Raw genomic sequence first — 9,043 nt, forward strand, 5'->3', positions numbered from 1 at the left:
CACGCCCCCCAGCATATATTGGTCTGGACCAAGCATGGCGGCACAACCCAGCGGTCGAGATGAAGGCCGGGCATCAGTTCGGTGACTGCATCGCTTTCTGCAGCGCCTCGAGTGCCCGGCTGGCGGTTGACTTCACGGTACCTTTCGAAATACCGGCGGCCTCGGAAATCTCGGCCTCACTCAGCCCACCGTAGTAACGGAGCACCAGAACTTCGCGCTGACGAGGGGGCAGTTTGGACAAAGCGCTCACAACGGCCTGATGTTCACTCGACAGCATGGCGAGGCTTTCGGCCGAACGCGCGTTGACGGCGTGCGGCGCGACGTACTCGCGCGCGGTCTTGCGGCGGCGCAGCACACTGCGTGACCCGTTGACCACGGCGGTGCGCAGGTAACCGACGGCCGCGGCGGCGTCGCGCAGGCGTCCCCAGTTGCGGTGCAGCCCGGTGAAGGCCTCCTGGACGACGTCTTCGGCCGTGGCCGGTTCGTCCACGAGCAGGATGGCCAGCCGGACGAGCCGCATCCGGTGCTGGCGATAGAGATCCTCAAGGGTCAGCGGTGCCGCAGGCGGCGGTGGCGTGACCGGTCCGTCCATGGTGCGCAAGTGGCCGAGGGTCGCCTCGACACTGCGTTCCGCATTGCCCTCGAGCATGTACCCCTACCTGTTCATTTACCCCTTTGAAGCACAACCTGTGCATGGCGCCCGGTCAGCGTATCGGGTGGGGCGGACGTGCCGCCTGATCGGATCCTGAGAAGCTGGGTAGCGTCTGCCGCTGTCTGTCGGAACGACCTTGGAGATGTCGATGGCCTGGTTCCTGGTGGAGATCACTTACGTGCGGGAGAAGCTGGAGGACGTGCGTCCCCGGCACCGGAAATTCCTCTCCGACCTGGCGGAACAGGGTGTCGTCGCGCTCGGCGGCCCGCTGGGCGACGGCTCCGGTGGCATCTCGCTCTACCAGGCCGAAGACGAGACGGTGCTGCTCGACGTCATCAACCAGGACCCGTACCACCTCGAAGGTGTCGTCGCCGAGCGGTCCGTCCGCGAGTTCAAGCCGGTGATCGGCGCCTGGCTGCCGAAAGAAGCCTGACAGCTCAGAGATCGAGGGTGACCGGACCGCGATCGACGCAGACCCGGACGCGGTCGCCGGTCACCGTCGGCAGCTCGCATGTCCCGCAGAACCCTTGGCGGCACGAATAAGCGATCCCTGGCACGGTTTCGCGCAGGATATCGAGGGTCGTGCGGTCGGCGGGCACGTTCAGCGTCCGGCCGCTGCGGGCCAGTTCGACGCGGAACGGCACGCCGCCGACGATCGGCGGCGTCGAGAACCGTTCGAAGAACACCGGTCCCGAACCGCGCAGCGCCGCGTCCGTCCGGACGCCCACGATCATCGGAACCGGGCCACAGCAGTAAATCGGGGCACTCTTTTCTGCCCCTTCGAGCAACTCCGCGCCCGAAGCCGGGATCCCGTAGTCCGTGTCCGGGCGAATCCAGACACGGTCGGAGTATCCGGACAATTCGTCCAGGAACGGCATCGACGCCTCGTCGCGGCCGGTGTAGACCAGCCGCCAGTCCGCGCCCGCGGCGGCCGCCTGCCGCACCATCGGCAGGATCGGCGTGATCCCGATGCCGCCCGCGACGAACAGGTAGGCCTGGCTCGCGACGAAGGGGAACGCGTTGCGCGGGCCGCGCGCGGTGATCCGCGCGCCCTTCTTCAAGGCGTGCACCGCCGTCGATCCCTCGCCGAGCAACCGGACGCCGACGCGGTAGGCCGCGCGGTCGTCCGGGTCGCCGCACAGGGAGTACTGACGGACCAGCCCCGGCCGCGGCGAGAGGTCGATGTGCGCGCCGGGCCGCCATCGGGGCAGCGGCTCGCCGCGTTCGTGCACCAGCTTCAGGCTGACGACGCCCTCGGCCTCGGCGCGGAGATCGTCGACGACCAGCAGGAGATCGCGATCGACCGCGGCCACCGGCGGACGACGGCGTCCGCTCACGCCGCTGAGCCTGCGGTACAGCGCGACGACACCGGTCAGCGACGCCATCGCGCGGTCGGTCCGCCCGCTGCCGTCGAGCCGCAGCGGGCGCGTCGGCGGCGTCACCGGGGTTCGTCGGCGGCCAGCGCGGCCGGGGAGCTCGCGAGGTACGCGACGGCCTGATCGGTGTCGCCGGTTTCGGTGGGGTGATAGGACTTCCGGAAGTACGGCAGGAGTTCGCGCCGCAGCTGCCTGCCCGAAGGCAGAAGGCCGAGCTTCGCCACCCGCAGATAGGTCCGGAAACTCGTCTTGCCGGGCCGCGTCGGATCGTTCTTCATGAGGAACCTGGTGCCGCGCAGGAACACCCACGCGAGCACCGGCGTCACGACGAGCATGCTGCGCACGCGGCGGCCATAGCGGCCGTCGAGGTGCATGAAGAGATCGAAGGCCACCGAACGGTGCTCGACCTCTTCCGCGCCGTGCCAGCGCAGGAGATCCAGCATCGTGGGGTGCGCGCCGGCCTTGTCGAGCGCTTCGGCGTCGAGGATCCACTGGCCGAGGAAGGCGGTGTAGTGCTCGATGGCGGCGATGACGGCGAGCCGTTCGATCAGCCATTCTTCGCGCCGTTTGGCGGAAAGCTCACGATCGCCGAGCAGGCGGCGGAACATCCACTCCATCTGCGCGATGTACGGCCGCACGTGCACGCCCGCCGCTTCGAGGTGTTCGGCGGCGCCGTCGTGCGCCTCGGCGTGCATGGCCTCTTGGCCGATGAAGCCGAGGACGTCCTCCTTGAGCCGCTCGTCGCGGATCAGCGGCACGGCCTGCTTGAACACTTCGACGAACCAGCGTTCGCCCTCCGGCAGCGCCAGATGCAGCACGTTGATCGTGTGCGTCGCCTGCGGTTCGCCGGGGATCCAGTGCATCGGCAGCGACGCCCAGTCGAACTCGACGTCACGCGCGTGCAGGACGATCTGTTCGTGGTCGGTCATCACGACCTCCCGCTCAGTTCGTAGTCGCTCGGGTCGACCTTGCGGGTCTCCAGCCAGTAGCGCCAGGTGAAGCCCGGCCAGATCGTCCGGTTGACGCCCTTCGCGTCGAGGTACCAGCTCTTGCAGCCACCCTGGGTCCACACGCCCTTGACCAGCTTGTCCTGGATCTCGCGCTGGAACTTCTCCTGGACGCCGGTGCGGACGTCGATCGCGGCGGCGCCCCGCGAGTCGGTGAGCTTGATCGCGTCGACGACGTAGCGAGCCTGCGATTCGATCATGAACACCACGGAGTTGTGGCCCAGCGCGGTGTTCGGGCCGAGGAGGAAGAACAGGTTGGGGAAGCCGGCGACGGTGATGCCCTTGTGCGTGCGCATCCCCTCGGTCGCCCATTCCTTGGCGAGGTCGCGGCCGTCGATCCCGGTGATGTCCAGGTATTCCAAGGCGTCCGTGACCTTGAAGCCGGTGCCGTAGACGATCGCGTCGACCTCGTGCTCGACGCCGTTCCCGTCGACGACGCTGTGCGCCTTGACCTCGCGCACGCCGTCGGTGTTGACGTCCACATTGGACCGGGCGATCGCCGGGTAGTAGTCGTTGGAGATCAGCACCCGCTTGCAGCCCATGGTGTAGTCCGGGGTGACCTTCTTGCGCAGCTTGGGATCCTTCACGCCCTTGCCGATGTGGCGCTTCGCGATCACCTCGCCCGCCTTCATGATCGCGGGGTGGCCGTTGAAGCCGACGGCGCGCACTTCGAGGAACCAGTACAGCGCGTTGCGGTAAAGCCGTTGCACGCCGGGGATCCGGCGGAACGCGGTCTTGGCCCAGCCCGGCATGGCGTGGTCGGGTTTCGGCATGATCCACGGCGGAGTGCGCTGGAACAGCGTCAGCTCGGCGACCTCGGGCGCGATCTTCGGGACGAACTGGACCGCGCTGGCGCCGGTGCCGACCACGGCGACCTTCTTGCCGCGCAGGTCGTACTCGTGGTTCCACTGCGCGGAATGCCAGGTCTGGCCCTTGAACTTCTCGATCCCGGGCAGCTGGGGGACCTGCGGGATGTGCAGGCCGCCGACGCCGGAGACGACGAACTGCGCCTCGATCTCACCCGACTTGGTCTGGACGTGCCAGCGGCGGGCGTCGTCGTCCCAGGTCGCGCCGGTGAGTTCGACGCCGAACCGGATCTTGCGCCGCAGCCGGTACTTGTCGGTGACGTCCTTCAGGTACTGGAAGATCTCCGGGGCGGGCGAGAACGACCGCGACCAGTCCGGGTTCTGCTCGTAGGAGAACGAGTACATGTGGGACTGCACGTCGCAGGCGCAGCCGGGGTACGAGTTGTCGCGCCACGTACCGCCGACTTCGTCCGCCTTCTCCAGGATCACGTAGTCGGTGATCCCGGCCTTCTCCAGTTGGATGGCCTGGCCGAGCCCGGAAAATCCGGTGCCCACGATCACGACCTTGAATCGCTCGGTCATCTGCGCCCTCCGCGTCGAGGCATTCCTGCGCGGATGACGTTACCTGAAGTAACAGTTACTTTCTAGTACGACTTACTGGCTAGTATGTTCCGCCGAGTTTCGTGTGGTCCCAGCTCACGATCTTCGTCGGCGTGAAAATCAGCCCGATCCGCTTCGGGGCCTGCTTGCCGATGAACGCGGCGAGCTCGTCGGGTACCGGGTCGCCCGGCTTCGCGCCCGCGTACCGCTGCATGAGTGCGATACCCATCTGGGTGACGACGGTCGTGTCGGTGATGACCTCGACGTCGGCTTCGAGGGAGACCCCGCGGAGCTTCTCGTAGCTTTCGCCGTCCTCGATGAGCACCGTGGCGCGCGGGTCGCGCTCCAGGTTCTTCGCCTTCTGGGACGTGCCGTAGGTCCAGGTCGCGATGCCCGAATCGTGCGGGTAGTACCAGAGCGGCGCGAGATGCGGGCGGCCGTTCGGCCCGATCGTCGCGACGTTGATGACCTTCTGCTCGTCGAGGTACGCGGCGAGCTCGTCAGGTGTCATGCGGATCTGGTCGCGACGGGACATACGTCAGTCCTTCCGAGTGGCGGCCCGGCCTGCCTGACCGGTTATCGAAGATTCGTACGCGCCGCGCTCCTTGATGTCCACGAGGGCGGCGGCGTCGGCCTTCTTGATCCGGCCCTTGGCGCCGATCTCGATGATGGGCGGCAGGAACGCGCGGATCAGCTTGAGCCCGCCGACCCAGCGCGGCACGTGCACGGTGCGGGCGCGTTTGTTGACCCCGGCCTGGAGGTGGTCGAGCGCGACGGAAAGCGGGTAGGTCTTGCCGAGCAGGCCGGGCATGCCGGTGCGGAGCTTGCCGAAGACCGGGTGCTTGTCGGCGCTTTCGACCAGGTCGGTGCGGATCCAGGTGGGGTGCGCGACGCCGACCTTCACGCCGAGGTGGGCGACTTCGGCGCGGAAGCTGTTGCAGAACGCCTCGACACCGGCCTTCGCGGCGGCGTAGTTGGCCATGCCGGGCGCGTGGGTGATCGCGGCCAGCGAGGAGATCGCGAGCAGGTAGCCCTTGCGTTCGAGGACGTGCGGCAGGGTGACGCGGAAGGTGCGCCAGACGCCGAGGAGGTCGACCTCGATGACCTTCTCGAAGGCGGCCGGATCCACCGACCGGACGAAACCTGAGGTCGCGATGCCGGCGTTCGCGATGACGATGTCGATCCCGCCGAAGTGCTCGACGACGCCGGCGGTGGCGCGTTCGAGGTCGTCCCAGCTGGTGACGTCGGCTTCCCAGGCGTGGGCGCTCGCGCCGATCTTGTCGGCGACCGCCTGCTGTTCCTTCGCTTCGATGCCGACCAAAGCGACCTTCGCGCCCTGCGCGGCCAGGCGTTCGGCGAGTCCCGCGCCGATGCCCCTCGCGGCGCCGGTGATCAGGACGACCTTGCCGTTCACGCTGTTCTTGGCCACGTTGCCTCCTCGTCCGAGCCCTGAGGCTTTCGGACGTTACCCCAACCTACCCGGAGTAAGCTACCCGCAAGTAAGTCCGCGTTTCGTCCTCTGGACGCGTTGGTTGGTGATGCGAACTACCGCATCCAGAGGACGAAACGCGAGGGTTGTCAGCTCCCGGAGGCGGTGGCGAGGGCGTCCAGCTCGTCGGAAGTGAGCGAGAGATCGGCCGCGGGCAGGAGGTCGTTCAGCTGCTCGACCGAGCGGGCGCTCGCGATGGGCGCGGTGACCGTCGGCTGCGCGAACAGCCACGCCAGTGAGACGGCCGCGACCGTGACACCGCGGTCGGCCGCGATCCCGTCGAGCACCGCGAGGACCCGCTCACCACGTTCGTCCAAATAGGACGACGCGCGGGCGGCGCGGGGGCTGTCGCCGAGATCCTCCTTCGATCGGTACTTCCCAGCCAGGAAACCCTTGGCCAGCGCGAAATACGGCAGGACGCCCAGGCCTTCGCGTTCGACCGTCGGCGCCAGATCGGTTTCGTAATCCCGCTCGACGAGGTTGTAGTGCGGCTGCAGCGCGACGTACTTCGCGAGACCCTCGCGGTCCGAAATGGACAGTGATTCGGCCAGCCGTTCCGCCGAGTAGTTCGACGCCCCGATGTAGCGGACCTTACCCGCGCGCACGAGCGCGTCGAAGGCGCCCAGCGTCTCCTCGATCGGGGTGTCCGGATCGTCGATGTGCGAGTAGTAGAGGTCGATATGGTCGACCTGGAGCCGGCGCAGCGAATCCTCGGCCGCCGCCGCGATGTTCGCCGCCGACAACCCCTTCCGCTCCTCCCACATGCCGGTCTTGGTCGCGATGACGACGTCGTCGCGACGCCCGCGCTTGGTCAGCCAGTTGCCGATGATCGTTTCGGAGCCGCCGCCCGAGTAGAGGTCGGCGCTGTCGATGAAGTTGCCGCCCGCCGCCGTGTAGGCGTCGAGGACGGCGAAGGACTGTTGCTCGTCCGCGGTCCAGCCGAAGACGTTCCCGCCGAGGTTGATCCCCCGGACGTCGAGGTCGGAATTCCCGAGTTTCGCCATGCTTCGAACATAAGGGAAGACATCGGCGGCGGGTGGTGTTAGCTCGAAGCATGGGAATCGAACTCGGCAGGATCGGCATCTGGCAGCACGAAAGCGTGTTCACCCCGGAACTCGCGCGTGAGCTGGAAGAGCTCGGCTACGGCGCCATCTGGCTCGGCGGCTCACCGGACGGCGACCTCGCGAAGGCGGAGGAACTCCTCGACGCGACGAAGACGATCAAGGTCGCCACCGGCATCGTCAACATCTGGAAGGACGACGCGGCGACGGTCGCCGAGTCGTACAAGCGCATCGAGGCGAAGCACCCGGGCCGCTTCCTGCTCGGCGTCGGCGCCGGGCACCGCGAGCACACCGCGGAGTTCAAGAAGCCGTACACCGCGCTGGTGGAGTACCTCGACGCCCTCGACGAGGCCGGAGTGCCCGTCGAAGGCCGCGCGCTCGCCGCTCTCGGCCCGAAGGTGATCAAACTCGCAGGAGACCGCACAGCGGGAGCCCACCCGTACCTGATGACGCCCGAGCACACGCGCCAGGCGCGGGAGATCCTCGGTGAGGGACCGCTGCTCGCGCCCGAGCAGAAGGTCGTCCTCGAGGCCGATCCGGCGAAGGCCCGCGAGATCGGCCGGGGCGGCGTCGGCTTCTACCTCGGCCTCGTCAACTACACGAACTCCCTGCGGAAACTCGGTTTCACCGACGAGGACCTGGCCGGTCAGGGCAGTGACAAACTGATCGACGCGCTGGCCGTGCACGGCGACGCCGAGACCGTCGCCCGCGGGGTCACCGCGCATATCGAGGCCGGGGCGGACCACGTGAACATCCAGGTACTGAACCAGGACCCCTTGCCGGTCTACCGCGCGCTCGCCGCCGTGCTGCTCTGACGCGACGGCTGTAGGCACCTCCCGGCCGACCTCGTACGATGCGGCCGAGAGGTGCACCAGCCTGCTTCGAGGAGGAGTAAACGATGCCCATCGCCACCCCCGAGGTCTACGCGGAGATGCTCGACCGGGCGAAGGCGAACGAATTCGCCTACCCGGCCATCAACGTGACCTCGTCGGAGACCCTGAACGCCGCCATCCGCGGGTTCGCCGAGGCGGAGAGCGACGGGATCATCCAGTTCTCCACCGGCGGCGCGGAGTTCGCCTCCGGGCAGAAGGTCAAGGACATGGTGACCGGTTCGGTCGCGCTCGCCGAGTTCGCCCAGGTCGTCGCCGCCAAGTACGACGTCAACGTCGCGCTGCACACCGACCACTGCCCGAAGGACAAGCTCGACGGCTTCGTCCGCCCGCTGATCGAGATCTCGGCGGAGCGGGTCAAGAACGGTCAGCTGCCGCTGTTCCAGAGCCACATGTGGGACGGCTCCGCGATCGACCTCGACGAGAACCTCGAGATCGCGCAGGAGCTGCTCGCCAAGGCCGCGGCCGCGAACATCATCCTCGAGGTCGAGATCGGCGTCGTCGGCGGCGAGGAAGACGGCGTCGAGGCCGAGATCAACGAGAAGCTGTACACCGCCGAGGGCGACTTCCTGAAGACGATCGACGCGCTCGGCTCCGGCGAGAACGGCCGCTACCTGCTGGCCGCGACCTTCGGCAACGTGCACGGCGTCTACAAGCCCGGCAACGTGAAGCTGCGCCCGGACGTGCTCAAGGGCGGCCAGGAGGCGGCGTCGAAGAAGCTCGGCCTCCCGGCCGGTTCGAAGCCGTTCGAGCTGGTCTTCCACGGCGGTTCCGGCTCGCTGCCGGAGGAGATCCGCGAGGCGGTGTCGTACGGCGTCGTGAAGATGAACGTCGACACGGACACGCAGTACGCGTTCACCCGGCCGATCGCGGAGCACTTTTTCAAGAACTACGACGGCGTCCTGAAGATCGACGGCGAGGTCGGCAACAAGAAGGTCTACGACCCGCGTAGCTACCTGAAGGCCGCCGAGGCCGGCATGGCCACGCGCATCGTCGAGGCCGCTCAGTCGCTGGGTTCGGCGGGCAAGAAGCTCTCCTGACCGCTTCGCGCCGAGAGTGTCATGAGGGGTGGCCCAAGGTGGGAAAAAATACTTATTGGGCCCCGCATTTAAATCGCGGTGGGCCGGCGGGGACGGAAGGGCGCCCGCCCTTACGGCCGCCC

At 67.6% G+C, this 9,043-nt stretch carries 10 protein-coding genes; 3 read left to right on the forward strand and 7 right to left on the reverse strand.

Annotated elements, in window-relative coordinates; all coding sequences use genetic code 11:
• Positions 1 to 73: 73 nt before the first annotated feature.
• Positions 74 to 649 (reverse strand): SigE family RNA polymerase sigma factor, encoded by a 576-nt coding sequence (locus ACFWMR_RS12710; protein WP_007032484.1) that lies wholly within the window; start codon positions 647 to 649, stop codon positions 74 to 76.
• Between the two features lie 151 nt (positions 650 to 800).
• On the opposite strand from ACFWMR_RS12710, the gene ACFWMR_RS12715 reads away from it, so the two are divergent.
• Positions 801 to 1,085: a YciI family protein gene (locus tag ACFWMR_RS12715; RefSeq protein WP_378378456.1), complete on the forward strand. Its 285-nt coding sequence runs from the start codon at positions 801 to 803 to the stop codon at positions 1,083 to 1,085.
• A 4-nt stretch (positions 1,086 to 1,089) separates the two neighbouring features.
• Here the strand turns inward: ACFWMR_RS12715 and ACFWMR_RS12720 are convergent, their stop codons facing one another.
• The 6 genes from ACFWMR_RS12720 to ACFWMR_RS12745 form a co-directional block, all read right to left on the reverse strand.
• Positions 1,090 to 2,094 (reverse strand): PDR/VanB family oxidoreductase, encoded by a 1,005-nt coding sequence (locus ACFWMR_RS12720; protein ID WP_378378457.1) that lies wholly within the window; start codon positions 2,092 to 2,094, stop codon positions 1,090 to 1,092.
• Positions 2,091 to 2,957 (reverse strand): metal-dependent hydrolase, encoded by an 867-nt coding sequence (locus ACFWMR_RS12725; RefSeq protein ID WP_378274675.1) that lies wholly within the window; start codon positions 2,955 to 2,957, stop codon positions 2,091 to 2,093. Before ACFWMR_RS12725 ends, ACFWMR_RS12720 begins: the two co-directional genes overlap by 4 nt.
• Positions 2,957 to 4,423, reverse strand: coding sequence for a flavin-containing monooxygenase (locus tag ACFWMR_RS12730; RefSeq protein WP_093932468.1), 1,467 nt, complete (start codon positions 4,421 to 4,423; stop codon positions 2,957 to 2,959). The genes ACFWMR_RS12725 and ACFWMR_RS12730 overlap by 1 nt, the downstream gene beginning before the upstream one ends.
• Positions 4,424 to 4,502: 79 nt before the next feature.
• A complete protein-coding gene (locus ACFWMR_RS12735) occupies positions 4,503 to 4,976 on the reverse strand; it encodes a pyridoxamine 5'-phosphate oxidase family protein (protein WP_378274674.1) in 474 nt (157 codons plus the stop codon).
• A gap of 3 nt (positions 4,977 to 4,979) precedes the next feature.
• Positions 4,980 to 5,870, reverse strand: a complete 891-nt coding sequence (locus tag ACFWMR_RS12740) for an SDR family oxidoreductase (RefSeq protein WP_093932466.1) — start codon at positions 5,868 to 5,870, stop codon at positions 4,980 to 4,982.
• 149 nt (positions 5,871 to 6,019) lie between these two features.
• Positions 6,020 to 6,934: an aldo/keto reductase gene (locus ACFWMR_RS12745; RefSeq protein WP_378378458.1), complete on the reverse strand. Its 915-nt coding sequence runs from the start codon at positions 6,932 to 6,934 to the stop codon at positions 6,020 to 6,022.
• Positions 6,935 to 6,984: 50 nt separating this feature from the next.
• Here ACFWMR_RS12745 and ACFWMR_RS12750 point away from each other — a divergent pair, with 50 nt between their 5' ends.
• Together ACFWMR_RS12750 and fbaA are read left to right on the forward strand one after the other, a co-directional pair.
• The gene (locus ACFWMR_RS12750; protein WP_378378459.1) at positions 6,985 to 7,806 is read left to right on the forward strand and encodes an LLM class F420-dependent oxidoreductase; all 822 of its coding nucleotides are present in this window, start codon (positions 6,985 to 6,987) and stop codon (positions 7,804 to 7,806) included.
• Between the two features lie 83 nt (positions 7,807 to 7,889).
• Positions 7,890 to 8,921 carry a class II fructose-bisphosphate aldolase gene (fbaA, locus tag ACFWMR_RS12755; RefSeq protein WP_093932463.1) on the forward strand — a complete coding sequence of 344 codons (1,032 nt, stop codon included), beginning with the start codon at positions 7,890 to 7,892 and terminating at the stop codon, positions 8,919 to 8,921.
• The last annotated feature ends 122 nt before the right edge of the window (positions 8,922 to 9,043 follow it).

It is taken from the genome of Amycolatopsis thailandensis (genome assembly GCF_042723255.1).
GTDB classification, from domain to species: Bacteria; Actinomycetota; Actinomycetes; order Mycobacteriales; family Pseudonocardiaceae; genus Amycolatopsis; species Amycolatopsis thailandensis.

Coding starts and splice junctions, on each gene's coding strand:
- ACFWMR_RS12710 (WP_007032484.1), bottom strand. CDS start 649: ATGCTCGAGGGCAATGCGGAACGCAGTGTCGAGGCGACCCTCGGCCAC.
- ACFWMR_RS12715 (WP_378378456.1), top strand. CDS start 801: ATGGCCTGGTTCCTGGTGGAGATCACTTACGTGCGGGAGAAGCTGGAG.
- ACFWMR_RS12725 (WP_378274675.1), bottom strand. CDS start 2,957: ATGACCGACCACGAACAGATCGTCCTGCACGCGCGTGACGTCGAGTTC.
- ACFWMR_RS12730 (WP_093932468.1), bottom strand. CDS start 4,423: ATGACCGAGCGATTCAAGGTCGTGATCGTGGGCACCGGATTTTCCGGG.
- ACFWMR_RS12735 (WP_378274674.1), bottom strand. CDS start 4,976: ATGTCCCGTCGCGACCAGATCCGCATGACACCTGACGAGCTCGCCGCG.
- ACFWMR_RS12745 (WP_378378458.1), bottom strand. CDS start 6,934: ATGGCGAAACTCGGGAATTCCGACCTCGACGTCCGGGGGATCAACCTC.
- ACFWMR_RS12750 (WP_378378459.1), top strand. CDS start 6,985: ATGGGAATCGAACTCGGCAGGATCGGCATCTGGCAGCACGAAAGCGTG.
- fbaA (WP_093932463.1), top strand. CDS start 7,890: ATGCCCATCGCCACCCCCGAGGTCTACGCGGAGATGCTCGACCGGGCG.